Origin of the sequence: Bartonella sp. AA2SXKL (assembly GCF_042197205.1) — a bacterium.
In the GTDB taxonomy this organism is placed as follows: domain Bacteria; phylum Pseudomonadota; class Alphaproteobacteria; order Rhizobiales; family Rhizobiaceae; genus Bartonella.
In genome coordinates this window covers 37,102-61,102 of the sequence record NZ_JBHIRN010000002.1, presented here as the reverse complement: position 1 = coordinate 61,102, position 24,001 = coordinate 37,102, and the positions used below count along the sequence as shown (strand labels likewise).

Here is a 24,001-nt window from a genome sequence, read left to right as displayed (position 1 = left end):
TTCATAGATAACAAACTGATTAATCATCATAATCTAGCATTATTCATATTAAATTAGAATCTTGAATATGGTAAGATTACTCATTTCAAATTTCTCTCATGTTGAAGCAATCAAATCACTTGCTTGTCAATCACAAGTGGAGCTGATCTGTGGGTAAAAACTGTACAAAAAGAGCGAGACACTGTCTCAAGCACCAAAGGATATACCAACATTGGAATCTGGCAAGATGTGTAAGGCTGCAGGCTTGCTTTTTTATTAAGCGTAAAGATCATAGTGCCGTTTATACACTACACCGAAACTTTACCATTTACCCCCTTCTACAAAACCATTGGAACATTCAAAAACACCGTCATAAAATGGATGCCACAAATATTGAAAAATATTCCTTTTAAAAAAAGCGTGACAGTACAACATAAGCATATTTTGTCTTGGGCACTCTATTTTGCATGAGAAGCATTCCCCCCATTAAAAAACGCGATAAAAAAAGCATGAACTAAAACCATCATCTCCATTCTGTAAAAGGCATTCCAAATACTTTTGAAAGCTGTAAAATTAACTTAAAAAATAACAATAAAAATGAACGTTAGCATTGCCCCTTTCAATTTCATATTTTTCCAAAATGAGGTTTCTTATTTCAGAGATTACGAAATATATGCAATATTCTTACTCCAATCGGACACAAAAAATCTAGAACGATTCATAGAACTCTTAAAAGTCTCAATCTCTATTTTAAACAGACCGCTAAAGATTGGATATTCTCAGCAGGAATTGTCCAGTTATCATCTTCAATCTGATCTTCACGAATATGACGCAAAGGATTAGTACGAACGCCTGTCAGGATAAGCAAACGCAAAGCCAGTCGTGTTATGTTTTGTGTTTTACAGAGTAACTGATAAAAGGCAGGAACATCTTTCCAATCCATGGCTAGTCTATTAATAGTTTTATAGCGTTGCTTACCTTAAGAGTGCGCGTGCTTTTTTTGCTTGTAAATCAACATCCAAACCCAAAGCAACCGCATGCTTAAGACAACGATTAAGACGCTTCAGTGCTTTATCTGCTGTTGCAGCTTTTGCATGCCAAATAGAGGCAAGGGTATTGCGTATCTCTGTTTGCGTAATCTCTGAAACGGGTAGACAGCCTAATTTTGGGAGAATATGGAGGCGTAAATGTAAAAACCAATTACAAGCTTCACCATCATTTTTTAATTCAGCTTTACGGCTTTCAAAAGCATCTAGAGCAATGTTTTTTAAATAATGGAGATTACGCATTGCCTCACACTTTTGTTTATCGCGTTCTTTAATGGGGTCACGCCCCTCACGTAAAACAGCACCCCACCCAATTGCCAATTCACGGACTTGTTTAAAGAAACATCTCGCAACGCTCCCAAGCCCATTTCGCGGCCCCCGTGAAAGGTATAACGGTAAATCCATTGACCACCCCCATCTCTTACGTTTGTGAAGAAGCAAGCCGGTACCATCATTATATTTTCCAGCTCGTGGGTGTTACGACAGCCCTTGGCTCTTAAGACGATTCATAAGAACCATTTCTAGTCCTTTCTTATACAAATTTTATCCACACACTCATCCCACTTGTGACGTGCAAACGAGTGGTTTTGATTGATTCTAGATAGAGAGATTTGAAATGAGTGAATCTTACGTTATTCGGGGTTCTAATTCAATATGAAAAACAATGAATTATATATATAAATCAATATGTTGTCTAGTGATGAACAGATAACAAAAAAATCATAAACTTAGGTAAGAAACACTATAAAATCATTCATAAACCAGCTACGAACTGGAGAATCGTACCGGCTTTGATAAAATACTTTGCTCACCCCCACACATAACATATCTGGTTTTAAGTTTACTTATTTTTACAAGCTGTTCGCAACAAATCCCTTATATTCACAAAAATACGAAAAATATATGGACAATTCTTAGTTCAAAAATATGAAAAGACAGCGTGATATTCATAGAAAAGTCTCATATACCTTTATCATAAAAAGCACTAAAGGTTATTGAATGTGTACACCTTCTGTCTTGTAACGGTTTTCTCTTTTCTGCTCATAAGAAAGCACGCTGGCATCAGCATACACTTAACCCCAATGTTACAACAATTCTTACATTTGAAAATATTCATTATAAACATTTTTCCTTTTTATAGAGTTTTCACCCACATGCCAGCCCCACTTGTGACCGAAAAGCAAGTGATTGTCATTGATTCAACATAGGGAAAAATTTGAAATGAGAAAATCCTACGATAGACCTTCCATTCAAGGCGCAAAACAACAAATGATCTTTATAAATCAATGTGATGTCGATCTCTATTTTTTTAAGGAGAATCACATGTCACAATATAAGCCTATAGACAAACCATTGCCTTAAATATTCTCATAAAAAATACCGGTATGCTTAAAGCCTTACATAGATCAACCGCCTTAAACGATGATATTTTACGGTCTAATAGGATTCTCTCTATAGTCAATAAAGATTAAGTGCGATACAAAATGATTCTATTACTGAGCTAACTTATATCAATACCCAAGCTCTTAACGAAGTCATCATAAAAGACACTGATACAAGCAATCCCTTATAGCCTCTCAAGAAAACAAGAAAATCATCTCCCACAATAGAATCATTTCTCTACAGCAAAACTTTATCCCACACATGTTCTCAAGAAAAAGTGAAAAACGCATCTTACCCAATGCATTCACTAATGAAATAAAAGAAGTTCACCACTGGAAAAGAAAGAAAACGCGAAAGTTTTATAACCTCTAAAACAGAACGCCCACGATACATTCCCTGTTTCACATCGATAGAAGACGATGCAAGGGAACCTCAACATTCATCTTAAAGCGAAAATGCACGCCCCAAGCGTGCATTGATCGACGAAATAAAAGAAGTTCACCACTGGAAAAGAAAGAAAACGCTAAAGTTTTAACCTCTAAAACAGAACGCCCACGATACATTCCCTGTTTCACATCGATAGAATACGATGCAAGGGAACCTCAACATTCATCTTAAAGCGAAAATGCACGCCCCAAGCGTGCATTGATCGATGAAATAAAAGAAGTTGACCTCTGGAAAAGAAAGAAAACGCTAAAGTTTTAACCACTAAAACAGAACGCCCACGATATATTCCTTGTTCCACATCGATAGAAGACGATGCAAGGGAACCTCAACATTCATCTTAAAGCGAAAATGCACGCCCCAAGCGTGTATTGATCGATGCAATAAAAGAAGTTCACCTCTGGAAAAGAAAGAAAACGCTCAGTCTTTAACCACTAAAACGGAACGCCCACGATACATTCCCGTTTTCAAATCAATGTGATGAGGACGACGTAATTCACCAGAATTTTTATCTTCGATATAAGTCGGCGCCTTCAGAGCATCAGCCGAACGGCGCATGCCCCTCTTCGCTGGAGAGGTTTTTCGTTTAGGTACAGCCATAAAAAGACACTCCAAATCCATTAAAACAGAAAAAGCAATGTCAAAAATGACAATGCTTCATTTAAAACACCATAAAATTCGAGGATATTATACACTGATAAAAAAGAAGAGGCAATGTCAAAATGATCCTCCTCTTACCAAAAATGACCTTCCTGTTATCAAAAATGGTGTCACAATAATCAAATGAATATCAAAAACACTGCAAAATTTAAGAATTTTATACACCAATGAAAGCTTTTTATAAGCCCTTCATTCAATTTTTATTTGGTTTAAAAAGGGATTTGCGCATACAGTAGAGATACGGATAAAAAGAGAAGTTGATTTTTAATAAAAAACGACGCCAATTTATGAAAACAAGAAAAAGCGACAACCTTTCTCTTTAAACTTCATAATTTCATTTTTGTAAAAACAAAGGAAGCAAGAATGCACGAATTTACCACCCTTCTTGCAAAACATAGAGACACCGTTGAAAAACGGCTTGATACCCTGTTAAGTGATCAAATCCAAAATGGTGAAATTTCACGCCCTAAAAACTTAATCAAAGCCATGCGCTATGGTGTGCTGAACGGTGGAAAACGCTTGCGTCCTTTTCTTGTAATTCAAAGTGCTGCACTTTTTGACGTCCCTGTAGAACATTCTCTTGATGTTGCATGTGCCTTAGAATGTATCCATTGTTATTCGCTCATTCATGATGATCTTCCCGCTATGGATAACGATATACTCCGGCGTGGAAAACCCACCGTCCATATAGCATTTGATGAAGCAACAGCAATTCTAGCAGGCAATGCCCTCTTAACATTTGCCTTTGAAATTATTGCTCATAAAGCTAGTATTTTATCTACAGATATTAGAATCAAGCTGATCACGTCTCTTGCACAATCGGCAGGGCTTGGCGGTATGTTAGGTGGACAAATGCTGGACCTTGAAGCTGAAAAAAGACCGCAAGAAAGTACTGACATTATCACTCTACAACACATGAAAACAGCAGCCCTGATAAGCTTTGCTTGCCAAGCAGGTGCCATCATTGGCAATGCATCTAAAGAATTAACTGAAAAACTTACTGATTTTGGTACCTATCTTGGTTTAGCCTTTCAATTAACCGATGACCTTCTTGATGTCACCGCCAACACGCAAACCCTAGGAAAAACGGCTGGAAAAGATGAAACGGCACAAAAAGCCACTTTTGTTCATCTTTACGGCATTAAAGAAACCCAAAAAAAGCGAGATACACTCATCAGTAAAGCAGAAGCATTCTTACATCCTTTTGGCGCTAAAGCACTCCCCCTCCAACAAGCAGCACACTTTAGTGCAATACGCCAAAATTAAACTTCATCCGCCCTATTGTACATAGTGTACACCATCATATTTATTGAATGCATAATAGATTTTTCAAAGAAACATTACCATTAATCTCCATTATAGTCCTTATCATGAAATGGGTGCGACAAATCTTAAGAGGAATTTCATTAAAACAAGCCGCGTAAATTTATAACACAAATGCATTCTGGGTATCCTATTTTGCATAAAAAATGCCTTCCATTAAAGACTGAAAGAAACAAAATGTGAAAATGCGTAATCACCATGTTTTAAAAGATATTACAGTGGATGCTTTAAAGCCGAATAAAAAACAACCGGAAAGAGGAAAACTCATTTTCTCCTTTATATCTTTAATCTTCTAACGATAAGGCAAAAAATAAACAGAATAAGTATAAAACCAGGCATTTTATAAACCCGCAAAAAACAATAAAAATGCCGATTGGCTTTGTAGCCTTATCAAAGTCATCTGTTGTTTATTGCCAACCCTAGGAGTACACTGCCCTCAGTAAAGAGTCGTAATTTTTATGCCTTTCCACGCTATCTTGTTGTAAAAGATCAAATATGGTCACATTCTGTAAATTCACTCGTGTATTACTTGCTCTCTAAAAACACTTTTACAAAAGTGCTCGTTGTTTAGTTTAGGCATCATTTTTTTGAAGCTCGTATTTAAAATATCAGAAAAAAATGAATATAATGGCTATTTTGATTTTTATGCCACCCTCAAAGAACAAAGTCTTTTAATCCAATCTGCTCTGTAAACAGTCTAGTGTCCTACCGAGTAGGTTTCTCTCGTTTTCCACGCATGCGATTCACTTAAACTAAAGACGCAATAAACAAGACTTAAGAATATTCACCATACACTTCTTAAAATACTTAATGTATCAAACAAGATACCTTCACCACCCCTCAAATGACAGTATGTTACGGCATAACAGGATAAATAAAGCCATTAATTTCAATAGAACGAAAGACCAAAAAAATATTATTACCGATCTCTCTTTTCTTAGCAAGAAATATATAATACATTGATTTATAATGATAATTTGCGGTTTTTAACTTGAATAAGAACCCTGAATACCGTAAGATTCTCTCATTTCAAATCTGTGTATGTTAAATCAATCAAAATCACTTGCTTGCACGTCACAAGCGGGAAAAGCCGTGTGGGGCAAAACATCAAAGAAAAGACTAAAAACTGCCTCTTATGAACGTCTTAAAAGCCAAGGGCAGTCCGCAACATTAGGGGCTAGCAAAGTGAATAATTGTGTCGGCATGCTCCTTCAAAAGCAGAAACATTTTTATTTACAAAAGTGTGTAATAACTTCAATTGAATAATAATCATGATCACTGTACAACTTTAATTCATCACGCTCTTTATCTCGTTTATTCAATTCATCACATAAAAAGAAAATTGATAAGATTAAACAGAGAATGATCATTGCAACAGAAAGATAAAAAAAGTCCTTATTATTATATATAATAGCGCAATCTAATTTGTGATAAGTAGTTTTTTCAATCCAAGTGCAAATTTCCTCCTTTAAGTGCAATTTTCTTATTAAGATGAAAAGCATCATTGTAAGTGAACCTATGCCTGTTGTAAAAGCTGGAAAATATGTCCACCTTTTGAAGCCATAATAAAAAAACATGCAACATGGCCAAGAAAATGCCGCGATTATCAAGAGTATTATAGCCATTGAATATCCTTCGAGAGAATTTTTCTCATTATCCATTCAATGTCATTTGTAAATTCTTCTTGGTTTCATCATGTCATATATCGTGTTTAGCTCTATGCAAAAACGCGCTATTTGTTTAACATTTTCATCATCACCGGTCCTCATACTCGACACGAGATCAATCATTTGTGTTTTGAAACTCATGCCATTTTCACTTGAAGAATTAAGAAACTTTTTCGCGTAATCAATCATGGGGTCGGTAGAATTCATAGACATATTATAAGCCCAGATAAAATCGCTTTCTCTCCAATTATAGTCATAACGCAAACTGCTTATGACATTGAGTAACATATCTGCTGATATCCATTCATTATAATCACCACGCAATAAATTAACAAAACGTCCACATAAAACAATCAGTATGTGACGATGCCGTATAATGTCAAACTTTGGTACGATATTCTGATAGCCACGGCTATAGACGAAATTTCTTGCTTGTTCTTGCTTTTGAAAATGTTCAAAAGCCTCGTATTTTTCACTTATATATTCTTCGTAAAGTTTATTATACTACTCTAGACTATCTACGCGCGTACATCCCAACAACACAGATACAAAAAAAGAGTTATAAATGTTACAACACGCGTTATGGATAACGATTTCATCGCTTTACCTTTTAATGACCATAATTTGTACGGCTTAACAGATTCCTATCAAATATATCAATATATGCTGTTTTCTTGTGGCTTATTTATAGCAAATTGTACTCAACAATATTTCTGTACTTGGTTTTATTCCCTCTCAACGAGGGGAGATATCATTCAAAGTTTCCATAGATAAGTTTATTATCTGGATAAGAGTATTTTCTAACATCAGAAAATACAGAGCTAACGCCACAATCAAAGAGAAAATACTCAAAAATGAGAATGTACAACGTAAAAAAATTATCTCAACAAGATGATTGATATTTTAAAGGAGGCAATGGTAAAATCCGCTAAATATACCAACAATAAAATAGATCATCAAAATATCAAAATCGATCATACGGGAATTCTTATGAGGACAGGCTATAAATTGTCCGACTGCTTAAATTAGCTCTAATGAGATAAAGGGTTAGCAGCAAGGAACCAATGAAAATGGGGAAAACTGCTTCATCACCATTCCTTAATAAGCATATAATCTGGCACAATCATTTTCTTTATCAGCGTCCAATCTTATCAGCAACTCTTTGTGCAATATTCATGAGCAGCATTTTTATTTCCCTTTTAACGATTATTATGCCACGCCCACTTATAACGTACAAGCAGATGACTTTGATTGCTTCAACATACATAGATTTTAAATAAGAATAACTGAGACTATTCAGCTTTCTCATTCAACATGCAAAAACAACGATGCGCCTTAATAAATAAAAGCCTTGCCCCACTATGAAACCCTATAAAATACGTATCGTAATAAGTTAATATTTTCACTGAACTTTTTTGAGAGTTCCTTCTAAAAAAAATACCGCCAACAAGTAAATCAATAAATAAATAGCAAAAATATAAACGAGTGAGAAAAAGCCAAATATATTGACCATATACGCACTCATGTAAAAAAATACCAATAAGCTAAATCTCCCAACGGTTGACAAGAAAGATTCATATGTAGCCCTGAAATGATCACTAATACTATCGTGCAAGATAACTTCTACACGAAGATATGTATACTTAATGAGATAAAAAATCATACAGACTAAAATGACAGCCATTTCTTTTCTTGGTTCAAAGAAAGCGACTGTAGAAATCAGTAAAGCCGAAAGAAACAACAGTAAAATAAAATTCACTCTTTCACTTAGTTTTGTAAAGAGAAAACTAGCCAAGAGCTGAGAGAGCAATATCAATGAAAATGTCACACCAAGATCAAAATAAGTGACATTAATATTATGATCTTTAAATATCCACTGCCAATACTGCGAGAATATATTGAAAAAAATCAATGAAAAATAAAAGCATAAAGAGATATAAGGAACTTTAATAAAAATAGATAACATCTCCTTAGCTTCACAAATGAGAGAATTCGCTTTATTTGGTTTTTTCTCCCCCTTCAAGTCATCAAGAAAAAACAAACCAAATAGTGTCGTCATCAACATTAAAAACGCCGCGATATACCATATATATTGGCTCGAATAATCAGCAAAATATGCCCCGATTAAACTGAATATAAACATGCCGATGTAATTATATTGAGAGCTGGAACCAAGCACTTTTTTAGTGGATGTCAATTTTTCTTTTGCATATTGAACAAGTAAAGCATTATAGGCTCCAGCAATTAATGTCAGCGATAAGGCATTAAAAGTTTCTGCCAAAAGAAAACCATAAAAGCTTGTAGAAAATCCCATGAGAAAGAGCCATGTGGCAGCAAAAGCCGCTGCCAAAACGATCGATATTTTATAACTTTTTCGATCAGCAAAATATCCCAGAGGAATATCGGTAACCATCATAATAAAAGCCTGAAACGACTTAATGACACCTATATCAATAAGCGTTAAGCCTTTTTCAAGCATATAAAAGACAATAAAGGCGCCAGTTAAAATCCTTATACCGTTAAATAAAAAGCCAAACGCTAATATACTTGTCATGCACTCCCCCAATAACGCCAAAAAAGGCACCCGTATACATCATTTTATATCAATATAAAAGCTTACATTTTACGACAAATAGGACTATAATCGCTATAAGGATTTCCAATCCTATCAATTTGATACCCCAAAAAATGCTGGGAAAATGCCTGAAAAATCAATAAACAATGTTCTTTCTATAATTTGATATTTGAAGAATCCGTTAAATATTTTACTGTCTCAAGAGCAGCCAAAAAACCAGCAACAACATTTACGGATCTATTTAAAGTATTCATATCGTTTTGCTTAATAGTCTTAACACACTCAAACTCATTAATATCCTTCATAAGCTTCTGATTCTAAAACAGGCATATCATCTGGTTTTACCTAAAATAATAAGCAACCAACAACAGTATTGACCATAGCTAAAGCAGCATACAACAGCACCATCTTCACATTGAAGACAGCTTGTTTTAAAAAAAACGACACACCCTTTTTACTTCAACCTTATGCGATTTTTACCTCAACCTTGCCCAAAGCGTGTATGAATATAATCACTCAAAAGCGCTTCAAATTCTTCAGCAATGTGATCACCCCGTAAAATTTTTACCTTTTGTCCCTCAATAAAAACAGGTGCCGCAGGACTTTCCCCCACTCCAGGCAAAGAGATTCCAATATCCGCATGCTTTGACTCCCCCGGTCCATTGACGATACATCCCATCACAGCAACCTTCAAGCTTTCAACGCCAGGGTATTTTTCACGCCAAACAGGCATATTTTTGTATAAATCTGCTTCAATTTTTTGTGCCAATTGTTGAAAGACCGTTGAGGTTGTGCGCCCACAACCAGGACAAGCCGCAACAACAGGCAAAAATTGCCGAAACCCCATCACTTGCAAAAGTTCTTGCCCCACCTTTACTTCTCGTGTCCGATCACCACCAGGTTTTGGTGTTAAGGAAATTCGTATCGTATCACCAATCCCTTGCTGTAATAAAATACCCAAAGCCACCGAAGAAGCAACAATGCCCTTTGTTCCCATCCCAGCTTCCGTTAATCCCAAATGAAGAGCATAATCACAACGCGCCGCCAAGGTGGTATAAACAGCAATAAGATCTTGGACATCACTCACTTTAGCAGAAAGAATAATTTTATCACGCCCCAATCCTAACTCTTCTGCTAAAGCAGCCGAAAGCAAAGCCGACTGAACAACAGTTTCCCGCATCACTTCAGCAACCGATAAAGGATTTTCTTGCTGTGCATTTTCATTCATAAGCCGTGTTAACAACGCATTATCAAGAGAGCCCCAATTCACGCCAATGCGAATAGGTTTATGATACCGACAAGCAATCTCTATAATTTCTGCAAATTGACGATCTTTTTTTGCGCCAAAACCAACATTTCCAGGATTGATGCGATATTTTGCAAGCGCCTCAGCACACGCAGGATGCTCAGATAAAAGCTTATGACCAATATAATGAAAATCCCCCACCAATGGGATAAAAAATCCTAACCTCTCCAATCGCTCCCGTATTTTTGGTACAGCCGCCGCCGCTTCATCGCGATCAACAGTAATTCGAACCAATTGTGAACCAGCTTGCCAAAGAGCAGCTACTTGAGAAACAGTTGCATCAACATCAGCGGTATCTGTATTAGTCATTGACTGTACAACTATCGGGCTCTGCCCCCCAATAATCACATCACCAACAACAACACCAACAGATCGACGACGCTCAAGTGGTTTAGATAAAAAATAGGTCGTACTCATCAAGTCCTCAAATTTTTAAAACCTGCGCTATCAATCATTATTTACATTGACTTCCTCCGCGCTTCAAAGGACGAAAATTACACCGCCCACCAATCTTAACAGATTGCTCTCAAAAGGTTCTACCTACTAACACTGATGCAATACAATCCATAGGTGGATTCATTCTATAGACGCACCGGATAAGTTCTACTACTTCTGTTCAAGTTTATACTTCTACACTTGGTTGCTTCAAAAAGAAACTGAAACAAAACAGAGACAATACTGTATTTTTAAGTTGCATGCCGATACCTTAATCAACGTCACCACAAAACAATGTTTTACAACACAACAGATAACGCCTATCAAAGCGCAATTTTTAAAAATGCATGAAAGACATCGCCAAATTAATCCAACATATTGATTTATAATAATCTATTTTTTACAAATTTGAATAGCACCCCAAATATCGTAAGATTTCCTCATTTTAAATCTTCTTAATTGAATCAATCAATACCACTCCCTACAGCCACAAGAGAATAGGTAGATAAAAATTCCTTATAAACTATTTCAAGTGCCAAAAGCTATCCCAACACTTTAAACAAACAAAAAAATGAAGACATCGCACACCATCTTTATGAATGAATCTTACACCATTTTGTAAAAATTTTTACCTTACATCCTTAACAAACACCATCACGAAATAAACTCAAGCACATTAAGAAATGCCTCATTAAACCCAAACTCTTAACTCTCATCTCACCCACGCGCGGCATTATCAATGCAACCTTTCAATTTTCAAGCCGTTATAGCAAAACCCCAAACACAATTCCACCTGTCACGCAACAATTTAACATATGAAGGAGTCAATAAATGTGTCTATTTTCACCCCATAGAAAAAATGCTAAAATTAAAAAACGTATAGCACAATTAAAAAGAGAGCTGGTCCCCGTAAATCATTGGAGTTTTCAAAATGATAGCTTTGAAAACATTTCTGAGCTGTTTAACACATGGAAACAAAAAGGCCGTCACGCACTTTATCACCTCAACGAACATGCTACAGAATTAAAGAAAAAAGCGAAAGAAAATCCTAAAAAAACCCTCGCATTAGCAGCAGGAGTCGTTTTAGTAAGCTTCTTACTGATCCGTAAAAATTAATAACACAACCAATAACCTTCCCTTTTAATGCCCGCCTCAAAACGGGCATTTTTATGGTTTACAAAATATAAACTTTACGTCTTCCTCCTAACTTTACGCCCTCTCCCAAAAGGATAAGTTTCCCATCCGACCCAGTCTATAATCCAGTTTTTTATCTGGCATCCCCCCCTACCCCCATCTTCCAAACATGCGGTGACACCACACCTCAAAGGACAGTGTTGTGCAAAACCACAGGCAAAGCTTCCAATACTCCACCCCCTACTGAGTTAGTTCAAAAGAAATGGAAGTGAGTAAAGATGCATGCGCTTTAATATTCTAAGGAACATTATTTTACATCATGACATAAAAGTATAAGAAGCCTAAGAGCTTTAAAACATGTAGTATAGCAAACCAAACGAAATCTTCCAATGTAAACAACCACTTGCTATAAGTAAATGACGCAAAAATTAAACTGAAAAAACCCAAAATTTCATCCTCCAGAATCGACTCGCTGCGAAGTATCTACATAGGTAACCACGGACATGCCAGGAATGAGTTTTTCAATCCCTTCCTGCCCAGGATCTAAAGCAATCCGTACTGAAATACGTTGCGCAATTTTGATAAAATTACCAATTGTCGTATCCGTTTTTAACAATGAAAACTCTGAGCCTGTAGCAGGTGCAAAACGAACCACACGCCCTGTTAACTTTTTGTTGTTCAATGCATCAACAGAAAAAACAACCGGTTGTCCCACACGCATCTGAGAAAGTTGCGTTTCCTTATAATTAGCAATAATCCAAATATCATCAGAAATAACAGAGACCAATTGTGTCCCCGGCATAACATATTGCCCTACCCGCGCTCCAACTAATCCAATATAGCCTGTTCGAGGAGATAAAATCTTTGTGTGATCGAGATTAAGTTTTGCCAACTCAACACTCACCTTCGCTCCCGCAATTTCTGACTGTAAACTTTGCCGTTCAAGATCCAATTGTTTTTGCAATTGGCGTTTTGTTTCGAGAGCTGTCAAGAGTTGTGAAAGAGGACGAGAAACAGAACTTGCCGCATCACCAAAACCTAACTTTTTACTATCTGGAACAACATTGGAAAATGCTCGTGAACGCGCCAATTCCACCTCTGCTGTATTAATTTCGCCCTGCAAAAGCTGTGCTTGTAATTCAATACTTGCCAGTTTTGCATTTTTTGAATCGAGAACAGCCTGTGCCCGTGCAAGCTGCTGCCGAAAAAGAGAATCATCGAGCTCAAAAAGCAGCATTCCCTTTTCAACACGTTGATAATCTTGCACATAAATCCGTGCAATCACCCCAGAGATCTGTGAACTAACCAGAGTAACATTGCCCTTAATAGAAGCATTATCCGTTATTTGAATGTTACTCACAAAAGGAGGAAGCCTCCAAGCCCACAAAATCAGCAAAACACCCGTAATGCCCGATAGGAATGCAACAATCGTAGCTTTTGACCGTAATTTTTTTATCATTTTTTGCACCCCTCTTTCTATGACATTACTCTACTTTTCTAATGCACGCAAAGAGCATGACTTAACAATCATTGTGACAAGAAAAATAACGAATACAACCATTGAAATATAAAAATAAAGCCGAAAAACGTCATCATAAGCAAAAATATTTGCTGTTAACTTAAATTTCTCTATCAACATAGAAGTACCCTGCTCACTTCTCAAGCCATTGGGAACAGAAACACCATAAGAAGGCGAAAATAAAGTATTCATCTCACCAGAAATAAGCGGATCAGTAATAATAATATTTTGTGTTAAGGACTCAAAGTTCTTATGGGCAAAATAAAACTGAAGGCTGCCAAAAAAAGCCGACCCCATCAATCCCCCTGTCACTTGCGTTAGCAAAAAAACAGCAATAAAACTTAAAACGTAACGCGGTCCTCGCTCACCAGCGATCACAAACCCTTTGAAAAGAGCAGGAGGCAAAAAAAGTGCATAACTAAAACTCACCAACCCTTGGCTCAACATCATATCTTGTGGGCGCGTTAAATGGTTTACATGACTATCTAAATAAGCTCCTAACGCCAAACAACCCAAAGACAACAAATAAAAATAATCCTCACGCCCCGCCCGTAAAAAAAAGACACAAACAGCCCCCCCTAACAGAATCCCTAATGTCACCGCAAGATACATGGGCGCCATCTCACGATTGAGCAAACCAAAAAGATTAAAAAACCCTACGGGCAAATTTGACCGCTCCAATAAAAAAACATGAAAAATAAATAAAATAAAAACAGATTGGACCATTTCTTTACTGAAAATCCAACGGAGATCAATCAACGGTTTTTCTCTATTAAGCTCAATAATAATAGCAATAGCCAACGAGAAAATAGCAAGTGCGAGCCCCCAACCAATCCATGGTGCTTCATACCACCAATACAATATGCCAACAGACATGATCACAGCATTTAATCCAAGACCAAGAGCAATCAAACCATAGCTTATCCAATCTAATTTTTGAATAACCTTACTACGCACAACAGGAGTAAGAGGCAAAGTATAGATACAGACCAAGCTGATAAGAACCAACCCCATTTCCAGAGCGGAAAGACTGGAAAAACCACCATTTTCCAGCAAATCAGGAGAAATCAAACGTGATAAAGGTGCCGCTAAAGCCGCATTCATATAATTCAAACTAAGACCAACAGTAAACTTCTTTGCTGGAGCAAAAGCCTCCATCATATAAAGCAGCGCAAGCGAAGCCAAAGGAGCAGCAGCAATCCCAGCAAAAAAGCGAATAATCAATGCAGAACGCAAATCCGTAACAAAGAGCTGCAACACGCAAACCAAAACAAAGCCAAGAATTGATAATTCAGCAAAAGCGCGCAGCCCAAATTGATAGCGGATTTTGATCAACATAATCGCTACACTCACATTTGGCGCCATATAAGCCGCTACCAGCCATGTCGTCTCGGCCAAAGTTGCATGAAAATCACCCGTAAGATGGACAATGTTAGACTGAACAATATTAGCCCCTAAACCATAAGCCCATTGCAAAATAAGAGAAGCAAAAATATAAACAAAGCACTTTGGCAAAGGTCCGGCAAAGACACGACCAGGATGAGGAAAAGGTTTTGCACTCCTTTTAGCAGACACAACCGTACTCTTTTTTCCGCTCATGTCATCTTTTCCTGTATACTCTGCTACGCTTCTATCAACACAGCACCATCAGCTGACAACTGCTGGAAAAAAGCCTCTATTTTATGATTGTCCTCATCACTTGTCCCTCCTTCTAACGTCGCTTGAATCTGCAAAATCTGCTGTTCTAATACATCAAAAGAAAGATTCTCTACAGCCACAACGTGCTCTACCAATAAAGAGCAGCCCGAAAAGGTAATATTTGCAACGCCCCCGCATACAGCAAATAATTTTTCACCCAAAGAGGTGCGAACATGAACACTGCCCAACACAATACTTGCCGCCAATGGCGCATGGTGCGCCATAACTGTCAAATAACCTGAGGCTGAAGGAAGAACAACAGACACGACCTGCTCTGAAAACACAATTTTTTCAGGCGATACAAGCTCAAATAAAAAATGCTCTTCTCTATTGTTTTCCACAAAAGTCTCCACAATACCCGATATAAGGACTCTCCGTTTTCTCCAACGACTCGTCCTTTTTAACGAAAAATACCCATGACAGTTTTCTCTTGAATAAGAAGCTTCTTACTAAGAAGCCTCTGCCATGAGACGCTTTCCTTTTTCAAGTGCTTCATCAATCGAACCAACCATATAAAAAGCAGCTTCTGGCAAATCATCATAATCGCCAGCACAAAGCCCCTTAAAGCCTTTGATTGTCTCTTCCAAAGGAACGAGTTTCCCCGGTGAACCAGTAAAGGCTTCCGCAACATGGAAAGGTTGCGAAAGGAAACGTTCAATTTTACGCGCCCGCCCCACCAGCAATTTGTCATCTTCAGAAAGTTCATCCATTCCAAGAATAGCAATAATATCCTGAAGCGCTCTATAACGTTGTAAAATGGTTTGCACTTGACAAGCAACAGTGTAATGCTCTTCCCCCACAATCAATGGATCCAACATACGCGAGAAAGAGTCAAGCGGATCAACCGCTGGATAAATCCCCTTTTCCGCAATAGAGCGCGAAAGAACAGTTGTTGCATCCAAATGAGCAAAAGACGCTGCCGGCGCCGGATCCGTCAAGTCATCTGCCGGAACATAAATTGCCTGAACGGAAGTAATAGAGCCTGTTTTTGTACTAGTAATACGTTCTTGCAACGCCCCCATATCTGTTGCCAAAGTTGGCTGATACCCCACAGCAGAAGGAATACGCCCTAAAAGAGCAGACACCTCAGCTCCTGCTTGCGTGAAACGGAAAATATTATCCACAAAGAAGAGAACATCTTGTCCTTCATCACGGAAACTTTCTGCAATTGTCAATCCTGAAAGAGCCACACGCGCACGCGCTCCTGGTGGTTCATTCATTTGCCCGTAAACAAGGGCACACTTTGACCCTTCCGTTGAACCATTATTCTCTTTTGGATTCACATTCACGCGGCTTTCGATCATTTCATAATAAAGATCATTTCCTTCACGTGTACGTTCTCCCACACCAGCAAATACAGAATAGCCACCATGTGCCTTTGCAATATTGTTTATAAGCTCCATAATGAGAACGGTTTTTCCAACACCAGCACCACCAAACAAGCCAATTTTACCTCCTTTAGAATAAGGGGCTAACAAATCCACGACTTTAATACCGGTGACAAGAATTTCCGAAACAGTCGATTGTTCAACATATTCAGGTGCCTCTTGGTGAATAGAACGTGTTTTGGTTGAAGCGATTGGTCCCACATTATCCACCGGTTCCCCAATCACATTCATAATACGTCCCAACGTTGCTTCTCCTACAGGAACGCTAATTTGTGTGCCTGTATCCACAACCTTTTGGCCCCGCATCAAACCATCAGTCGTATCCATAGCAATCGTACGCACAGTATTTTCACCCAAATGCTGCGCAACTTCTAATACTAAGCGATTACCTAAATTCTCTGTTTCCAAAGCGTTGAGAATATTTGGCAATTCACCTTCAAATTGCACATCAACGACAGCACCAATAATCTGCTTGATTTCACCAACAGCGCCTTTTGCACGCTCTTCTTTTTTTGCGGATGTATCTTTTTTTACAGGTGTATCTTTAGCTGCATCACGCGCAGGTACAGAGGAAGCCTTTACATCCACTTGAGATTTCGAAGCGGCTTTTTTCACGCTGGAACGAGCAGCTGGTTTCTTTTTTTCACCTTTTTCTGTTCCTTTGCTTGAGGTTACTGCTTTTACCATCAATCCTTACCTTCTCCATTTAAAGCGCTTCAGCGCCCGCAATAATTTCGATCAATTCTGTCGTAATCTGTGCTTGACGTTGACGATTATAAGCCACCGTCAATTTACTAATCATTTCACCCGCATTGCGCGATGCATTATCCATAGCTGTCATCTTGGCGCCCATTTCACCAGCAACATTTTCTAGCAAAGCCCGAAAGATTTGCACCGAAAGATTACGTGGTACAAGGGCCTCTAAAAGAGACGCAGCATCAGGTTCATATTCATAAACAATCGATTGTGAACCTTTGTTATGATCGGTTTGCTCCACAATATCTATTGCCCTAACAGTTGCTTTTGGAGCAACCATTGGAATCAAATCCAAAGCTGTTGGACGCTGATTAATTACGGAAACAAATTCAGAATAAAACAGCGTACAAACATCGAAAGCGCCTTCATTGAATAAATCAACAATCCGTTGACTAATCATCACTGCTTCTGCAAAACCAATTCGCTTTACAGCATGCAAATCGATATGATCAATTATCAAGCCTTTGTAATCACGCGATAAAATATCCGCGCCTTTTTTACCCACAGTGATAATTTTTACTATTTTATCAGTCGCCAACAATGCCTTAATCTGTTCACGTGCACGACGAGCAATTTGCACGTTAAAAGCACCACACAAACCGCGCTCAGCAGTACACACCACCAAAAGATGCACATCATCGCGCCCCGTACCACGCATAAGAGTAGGCGCATCAACACCATCTACATCAGCAGCAACACTGGTCAAAATATCAGCCATTCTCTTCGCATAAGGGCGTGCAGACTGCGCTGCCTCTTGAGCACGATGCAACCTTGCCGCTGCAACCATTTGCATAGCTTTGGTAATCTTTTGTGTTGCTTTAACCGAAGCGATACGGTCTCTAAGATCTTTTAGTGAAGCCATTCAAGCATTCCATCAATTCATCACGAGAAATTTTTCGCATAAGTATCAAGAACAGTTATCAACTTATCTTTCAGCTCATCTGTTATTTGCTTTTGCTCAGCAATTGCCTTTAAGAGATCTTGATAATCACTACGCAAAAGCACTAAAAGTCCCTGCTCAAACCGCGCAACATCAGAAACCGCCAAAGCATCAAGATAGCCATTCACACCCGCGAAAATAACCACCACCTGTTCTTCTGTTTTGAGCGGAGAAAATTGTGGCTGCTTCAACAGCTCTGTCAAGCGCGCACCCCGATTTAACAAACGCTGGGTTGACGCATCCAAATCAGAGCCAAACTGCGCAAAAGCTGCCATTTCACGATATTGCGCCAATTCACCTTTAATCGAGCCAGCAACTTGCTTCATCGCCTTAATTTGTGCAGCAGAACCAACACGCGATACAGAAAGACCAACATTTACAGCAGGACGAATTCCTTGATAAAACAAATTAGTCTCTAGAAAAATTTGCCCATCAGTAATCGAAATCACATTTGTAGGAATATAGGCAGAAACATCATTTGCTTGCGTTTCAATAACTGGCAAAGCTGTCAACGACCCAGATCCATTTTCCGCATTCAACTTCGCAGCCCGCTCTAAAAGACGCGAATGCAGATAGAAAACATCTCCCGGATAAGCTTCACGACCTGGAGGACGACGCAATAAAAGAGACATTTGACGATACGCCACCGCCTGTTTTGACAAGTCATCATAACCAATCAAAGCATGTTGCCCATTATCACGGAAATACTCACCCATAGCACACCCAGCAAGAGGTGCAATAAATTGCAGTGGTGCTGGATCAGAAGCGGTCGCTGCAACAATAATAGAATATTCCAGCGCTCCACGTTCTTCTAAAACTTTAACGAATTGTGCCACCGTCGAACGTTTTTGACCGATAGCCACATAAATACAATAAACTTTGTCTTGCTCTCGTCCAGCCCCTTTTTCATGAAAAGGTTTTTGGTTTAAAAATGTATCGAGCAAAATTGCTGTTTTTCCTGTTTGGCGATCACCAATCACCAATTCACGCTGCCCCCGTCCAATAGGGATGAGTGCGTCAATCGCTTTCAATCCGGTCGACATCGGTTCATGGACAGACTGACGCGGAATAATTCCAGGAGCCTTAACATCGACACGACGACGCTCTGTTGCTTTAATGGGCCCCTTACCATCGATAGGGTTTCCCAACGCATCAACCACACGCCCAAGCAAAGCCGGCCCCACAGGAACATCGACGATAGCACCTAACCGCTTTACACAATCACCTTCACGAATATCACGATCTGAGCCAAAAATGACCACACCAACATTATCAACTTCCAAATTGAGTGCCATACCACGCACACCGTTTGGAAAAGCGACCATTTCCCCTGCTTGGACATTATCCAAACCATAAACGCGAGCAATACCATCCCCTACAGAGAGAACCCAACCAATTTCTGAAACCTCAGCCTTTTGGTCAAAGTTTTTGATTTGCTCTTTTAGAATTTTTGAAATTTCAGATGGTCTAATATCCATCAGCTGACCTCTTTTTTCAATGCAAGCTTAAGTGAAGACAATTTTGTGAGAAGAGACGTATCAATTTGAGACGACCCCACACGAACGATTAATCCACCAAGAATTGTTGGATCCACAACGATGTGCAGCAAGACTTTTCCTCCAACAACACCTTCCAAAGCCTCACACAACTCTTGTCTTTGTTGAGAACTTAAGGGGCGCGCAGAAACAATTTGCGCAGTAACCTGCCTACGAGCGCGTGCAACACAATGCTGGAAAGCACGTAAAATACCAAATACAGCACTAAGCCTACGGTTTGTGGCAATAACGCGTAAAAAATTACCAATGACCTGCCCTGCATTTTTATCAGCAAATTTGATGTTTGCACAAACAGATTGCATCACCTTAATTTGCTCTTTAACTGAAAAGAATGGACTAAGCACAAAGCGTTTTAAATCCTTATGCTCCAAAACAAGCAAAAGATCCTCTACTGCCTTTTCAACCTTTTCAACGTTTCCGGCTTCTTGAACGCAATCAAAAAGCGCTTGCGCATAGCGTTGATCTACCAACGGCAGCGGTATGAGAGAAAATGAATCCGACACGAAATACCGCCTCTTTCCCTTGAGCGACTCTCTGATAGTTATCAGATGAAATGAAACAGACATTCTCAATCTTAAGAATCTTTTTCTTAAAACCTAGAACAAAAATCACTTGGTTTCTAGCATAGACATAGCCGACTCGCAACACCACAAATCGCTGCTTTTTAAAAATTTTAATAAAATATTCAAAATATTTTTGAAAAGCATTTTTTTTAGATATACAGGATGGCATCACAGTTTTTTTATGCCTCTTTTTGACATTCTCTGAGCGATTTTTTCACTCTCTTTGATTTTTCTTCAAATGCCCTTGCCACCAAACGCTCTTGTCACCATAAAAAAACACTCCCTTTATCACCACAAGACCTTTAATGAGATGCAGCTGCGATTGAAAAAGTCTATTATTTCAAACTGATAAGAAAGAAAAAACAATGAATATCCTCCTAAAAATTAAAGAAAACATTGATCTTTTTTCTTCAAATACCCACTCCTTTTAAAAAATTTCACCAAGTAATATTTTCTTGTAAGCACACTCTTTAAATATACAAAACATTGATTTATAATGATAATATATCATTTTTCATACCGGATAAGCTTCAAATATCGACAAATTCTCTCTTTTCAAATTTTTTTATCAAAATCACGCCCTTCATTAAGCCCGCGTAGCTTCACTTTATATGGCACTATATTGCACTGATTTTAGAAGAAACATAGATCAATATCAATTTGAACGCGAATAGAATTGGGTATTTTGGGTGTACAACTAAGCATTTTCAGCCCTTATAATCCGCCTATCAAAAGAATACTGTCCCTCATACAAAAAAGAAGTAAAAGCCGAAATGATAGTGCCCTCGAAGAAGAGAGGCCCTTCTGCTGGTTCTATAACAAAGATATTTTTTCCCGTGGCTCCACTTAATGCAATGGACATGTATCATATTTTGCTGCCTGGATGCTTATTCTGAATAATATAAGAGTTCAAGTAAAGCACCTTAAGCAAAGAGACCTTCACTTTATGCGATACTGGTTTTAGAAAAAACTTTGCGGATCAATATCAATTTGAACCCGAACGGAACTGGGCATTTTGGGTGTACCGCTAAGCATTGCACGTATAAACCCTTGTATATCAAAAGAACGCTGTCCTTGCAGCAAAAGCCGAAAACGATAACGCCCCCGAACCAAAGCCAAAGGCGCTTCTGCTGGTCCCATAACCGAGATATTTTTTTCCCGTGGCGCTGCCTGACGCAATGCGCGCGCATAATATTCTGCTGCTTGGCGCTGTTGTGCAGACACAATCAAAGAGGCAAGCCGCCCATAGGGGGGCAAATGATAATGCTGACGCGCTGCAATCTCACGTGTGTAAAAATCTTCTGGCTGGCATGCAAGTAAGGCTTTGATGACCGGATGATCTGGTTGATAAGTTTGCAATAATCCTAAACTTTTCAATCCCACACGCCCTGCTCTTCCGGTAACTTGAGAAAGCAGCTGATAGGTACGTTCACTTGCGCGTAAATCGCCATTGGCAAGACCAAGATCAGCATCAATAACACCAACCAGAGAGAGCTTGGGAAAATGATGTCCTTTAGCGACTAACTGTGTTCCAATAATAATGTCCACATCGCCATTTGCAATGGCTTGTAATTCGCTTCGCAACTTCCCAATCCCTCCTTTGAGATCTGTTGAAAGAATCAATGATCGCGCTTGAGGAAAAAGCATTTGTGTTTCTTCGGCAATTCTTTCCACACCCGGTCCGCAAGCCACAAGATGATCTAATGTCCCGCATTCAGGACAGGCTTCAGGAAGTGGTTCATGATATCCACAATGATGACATTTCAGTTGCCCTTGCGCACGATGTTCGACCAACCAACTTGAACAATCGGTACAATGAAAACGATGTCCGCAAATTCGGCATAAAGTCAAAGGTGCATAACCACGACGATTAAGAAAAAGAAGAGCTTGTTCGCCCTTATCAAGCGTTTGTTTTAAAGCCCTTTCAAGAGCAAAGGAAATAAAGCGCCCCTTTTGCACTCCTCCTTGGCGCATATCAATCACCCGCAACTGTGGAAGTGCAACTTCTTTAAAACGGGAAGGTAAATGCACCTTTTGATAACGCCCTTTTAAAACATTGGCTTGGCTTTCAATCGACGGTGTTGCTGAAGATAAAATAACAGGAAAATGCTCAAAAGAGCCCCGTGCAACAGCCATATCACGCGCATGATAAAAAATGCGCTCTTCTTGTTTATAAGCGCTATCGTGCTCTTCATCGACAACAATCAAGCCAAGCTCATGAAAGGGAAGAAAAAGTGCTGAACGAGCCCCCGCAACGACACGCACCCGCCCTTCTGCAACTTGCCGCCAGACGCGTTCTCTACGACGTGGCGTCAGATCAGAATGCCATTCTGCTGCCGCAGCGCCAAAGCGTGCATAAAAACGATCTAAAAACTGCTGCGTTAAAGCAATTTCCGGCAATAAAATTAAAACCTGCTTACCTCCTCTGAAGGCTTGAGCGACCGCTTCAAAATAAACCTCTGTCTTTCCTGATCCGGTAACACCATCAAGCAAAAAAACTTGAAACTGAGAAGATAAAACACCTTCCCGCAATAATGTTGCTGCTTCATTTTGCGCTCCCTGCAACTGAGGAGGACAAAAATCAGGATCAGGCATTGCCACAAGATCAGGAGCAGGAACCTTAACATCTTCAAAAATTCCTAGCGCTTTTAAACCTTCAACAACAGAAACCGAAGTTCCAGCCGCATGTGCCAGACCAGAACGTGTCCATATCTTCTCATTACGCACCAATTCCAAAATCCGTGATCGCGCTGGTGTGAGACGTTCTACATTTCCACCACAATATCGCAAACCCAGCATCTGCGCTTCCGGCTCTAAAGCAGCCGGTACCGACAAAACCAATCGCGCTACAAGACCAAAAGATGCCATTGTATAGCGACTAACAAAACGCAAAAATGTGATCATTTCTGCCTTTAATGGGGGACAATCAAAAACATGAAGCAGAGAGCGTAATTTTTCACGCGCCACAGGAGCAGACTTTTGCCCATCGGCTGTCTGCTCTCCAACGTCCACAACAAAACCGCAAAGCTCACGCCCCATCAACGGAACCCGAACAAAGGAACCAACGTTCACCTCCATAGAAGATGGAACTTTATAACTATAAGCGTGAGCAACAGGAAGAGGAACCAATACGGATACAATCTTTTCCTCTATCATGTTTGAATTCATCTTTTAAACCAATCTACGACCTATTGAACACCAACAGGCCTAAACCTTAATCTTTAAACACTCTTATAAAATTCATTGCAGGATTCAATCCCCCCGATTACAACACTTTTCTAACAAAAATTCTTTTTAATACTCATTTCATCACCAAAGTGCCAATAAAAGAACCAATCTCATCGTCTATAATAAAAAACTCTATAGCAAAAAAAACAGCGCCATTCTTCTGTGCAAATAAAGCGCATCACTATTAAGCATTCAACATGCTATCGGTTAAGTGCATCCTTCAACAAAGCGATCCCATAATATGACTTCTTCCCAACGCACACTTTTATTTTTTTACCGCCTCATATCTCAATTTATCTTCAACAAACTGATTTATAAAGATATAATCATTATTCTACCTATTGTAATAAAAACCCTCAATACGATAATTTTTCTCATTTCAACCCCATCGAGGAACATTT

General features: G+C 38.9%; 16 protein-coding genes and 1 pseudogene. 2 read left to right on the top strand and 15 right to left on the bottom strand.

The genetic code is table 11. From position 1 onward, the window contains the following. Positions 1–748 precede the first annotated feature (748 nt). From ACFINS_RS01480 to rpmF, 3 genes and pseudogenes are all read right to left on the bottom strand, one after another. Positions 749–1,466 (bottom strand): annotated as a pseudogene (locus ACFINS_RS01480) (tyrosine-type recombinase/integrase); the annotation flags it as partial. 1,343 nt (positions 1,467–2,809) lie between these two features. Further along, a complete protein-coding gene (locus tag ACFINS_RS01475) occupies positions 2,810–2,983 on the bottom strand; it encodes a hypothetical protein (protein WP_375705789.1) in 174 nt (57 codons plus the stop codon). Positions 2,984–3,272: 289 nt separating this feature from the next. Continuing rightward, entirely contained in the window at positions 3,273–3,452 is a 180-nt protein-coding gene (rpmF, locus tag ACFINS_RS01470) for a 50S ribosomal protein L32 (protein WP_005774555.1), read from the bottom strand. A 423-nt stretch (positions 3,453–3,875) separates the two neighbouring features. On the opposite strand from rpmF, the gene ACFINS_RS01465 reads away from it, so the two are divergent. After that, positions 3,876–4,778: a polyprenyl synthetase family protein gene (locus ACFINS_RS01465; RefSeq protein ID WP_375611731.1), complete on the top strand. Its 903-nt coding sequence runs from the start codon at positions 3,876–3,878 to the stop codon at positions 4,776–4,778. 1,724 nt (positions 4,779–6,502) lie between these two features. On the opposite strand, the gene ACFINS_RS01460 is transcribed toward ACFINS_RS01465, so the two are convergent. The 3 genes from ACFINS_RS01460 to ispG form a co-directional block, all read right to left on the bottom strand. Then, on the bottom strand, positions 6,503–6,826 hold the full coding sequence (locus tag ACFINS_RS01460; RefSeq protein WP_375611730.1) for a hypothetical protein: 324 nt from the start codon (positions 6,824–6,826) through the stop codon (positions 6,503–6,505). Positions 6,827–7,904: 1,078 nt separating this feature from the next. Beyond that, positions 7,905–9,056 carry an MFS transporter gene (locus ACFINS_RS01455; RefSeq protein WP_375621014.1) on the bottom strand — a complete coding sequence of 384 codons (1,152 nt, stop codon included), beginning with the start codon at positions 9,054–9,056 and terminating at the stop codon, positions 7,905–7,907. A 502-nt stretch (positions 9,057–9,558) separates the two neighbouring features. Continuing rightward, entirely contained in the window at positions 9,559–10,800 is a 1,242-nt protein-coding gene (gene ispG / locus ACFINS_RS01450) for a flavodoxin-dependent (E)-4-hydroxy-3-methylbut-2-enyl-diphosphate synthase (RefSeq protein WP_375611729.1), read from the bottom strand. Positions 10,801–11,649: 849 nt separating this feature from the next. On the opposite strand from ispG, the gene ACFINS_RS01445 reads away from it, so the two are divergent. Further along, complete coding sequence (locus ACFINS_RS01445; RefSeq protein ID WP_375611728.1) at positions 11,650–11,934, top strand: hypothetical protein; 285 nt, start codon at positions 11,650–11,652, stop codon at positions 11,932–11,934. Positions 11,935–12,403: 469 nt separating this feature from the next. Here ACFINS_RS01445 and ACFINS_RS01440 read toward each other — a convergent pair whose 3' ends face one another. The 9 genes from ACFINS_RS01440 to ACFINS_RS01400 form a co-directional block, all read right to left on the bottom strand. Beyond that, positions 12,404–13,411 carry an HlyD family secretion protein gene (locus tag ACFINS_RS01440; RefSeq protein ID WP_375611727.1) on the bottom strand — a complete coding sequence of 336 codons (1,008 nt, stop codon included), beginning with the start codon at positions 13,409–13,411 and terminating at the stop codon, positions 12,404–12,406. Between the two features lie 30 nt (positions 13,412–13,441). Further along, positions 13,442–15,070, bottom strand: a complete 1,629-nt coding sequence (locus ACFINS_RS01435) for an MFS transporter (protein WP_375638260.1) — start codon at positions 15,068–15,070, stop codon at positions 13,442–13,444. A gap of 23 nt (positions 15,071–15,093) precedes the next feature. Beyond that, a complete protein-coding gene (locus ACFINS_RS01430; RefSeq protein WP_375705788.1) occupies positions 15,094–15,510 on the bottom strand; it encodes a F0F1 ATP synthase subunit epsilon in 417 nt (138 codons plus the stop codon). 108 nt (positions 15,511–15,618) lie between these two features. Beyond that, positions 15,619–17,244 carry a F0F1 ATP synthase subunit beta gene (atpD, locus tag ACFINS_RS01425; RefSeq protein ID WP_375611724.1) on the bottom strand — a complete coding sequence of 542 codons (1,626 nt, stop codon included), beginning with the start codon at positions 17,242–17,244 and terminating at the stop codon, positions 15,619–15,621. A gap of 19 nt (positions 17,245–17,263) precedes the next feature. Beyond that, entirely contained in the window at positions 17,264–18,175 is a 912-nt protein-coding gene (locus ACFINS_RS01420) for a F0F1 ATP synthase subunit gamma (RefSeq protein WP_375705787.1), read from the bottom strand. A 20-nt stretch (positions 18,176–18,195) separates the two neighbouring features. Continuing rightward, entirely contained in the window at positions 18,196–19,731 is a 1,536-nt protein-coding gene (gene atpA / locus ACFINS_RS01415; protein ID WP_273790513.1) for a F0F1 ATP synthase subunit alpha, read from the bottom strand. Further along, a complete protein-coding gene (gene atpH, locus ACFINS_RS01410) occupies positions 19,731–20,312 on the bottom strand; it encodes an ATP synthase F1 subunit delta (protein WP_375686004.1) in 582 nt (193 codons plus the stop codon). Before atpH ends, atpA begins: the two co-directional genes overlap by 1 nt. 757 nt (positions 20,313–21,069) lie before the next feature. Further along, positions 21,070–21,234: a hypothetical protein gene (locus ACFINS_RS01405; RefSeq protein WP_375682913.1), complete on the bottom strand. Its 165-nt coding sequence runs from the start codon at positions 21,232–21,234 to the stop codon at positions 21,070–21,072. 98 nt (positions 21,235–21,332) lie between these two features. Further along, on the bottom strand, positions 21,333–23,528 hold the full coding sequence (locus tag ACFINS_RS01400; protein WP_375705786.1) for a primosomal protein N': 2,196 nt from the start codon (positions 23,526–23,528) through the stop codon (positions 21,333–21,335). Positions 23,529–24,001 lie beyond the last annotated feature (473 nt).

Coding starts and splice junctions, on each gene's coding strand:
- rpmF (WP_005774555.1), bottom strand. CDS start 3,452: ATGGCTGTACCTAAACGAAAAACCTCTCCAGCGAAGAGGGGCATGCGC.
- ACFINS_RS01465 (WP_375611731.1), top strand. CDS start 3,876: ATGCACGAATTTACCACCCTTCTTGCAAAACATAGAGACACCGTTGAA.
- ACFINS_RS01455 (WP_375621014.1), bottom strand. CDS start 9,056: ATGACAAGTATATTAGCGTTTGGCTTTTTATTTAACGGTATAAGGATT.
- ispG (WP_375611729.1), bottom strand. CDS start 10,800: ATGAGTACGACCTATTTTTTATCTAAACCACTTGAGCGTCGTCGATCT.
- ACFINS_RS01445 (WP_375611728.1), top strand. CDS start 11,650: ATGTGTCTATTTTCACCCCATAGAAAAAATGCTAAAATTAAAAAACGT.
- ACFINS_RS01440 (WP_375611727.1), bottom strand. CDS start 13,411: ATGATAAAAAAATTACGGTCAAAAGCTACGATTGTTGCATTCCTATCG.
- ACFINS_RS01435 (WP_375638260.1), bottom strand. CDS start 15,070: ATGAGCGGAAAAAAGAGTACGGTTGTGTCTGCTAAAAGGAGTGCAAAA.
- atpD (WP_375611724.1), bottom strand. CDS start 17,244: ATGGTAAAAGCAGTAACCTCAAGCAAAGGAACAGAAAAAGGTGAAAAA.
- ACFINS_RS01420 (WP_375705787.1), bottom strand. CDS start 18,175: ATGGCTTCACTAAAAGATCTTAGAGACCGTATCGCTTCGGTTAAAGCA.
- atpA (WP_273790513.1), bottom strand. CDS start 19,731: ATGGATATTAGACCATCTGAAATTTCAAAAATTCTAAAAGAGCAAATC.
- ACFINS_RS01405 (WP_375682913.1), bottom strand. CDS start 21,234: ATGTCCATTGCATTAAGTGGAGCCACGGGAAAAAATATCTTTGTTATA.
- ACFINS_RS01400 (WP_375705786.1), bottom strand. CDS start 23,528: ATGATAGAGGAAAAGATTGTATCCGTATTGGTTCCTCTTCCTGTTGCT.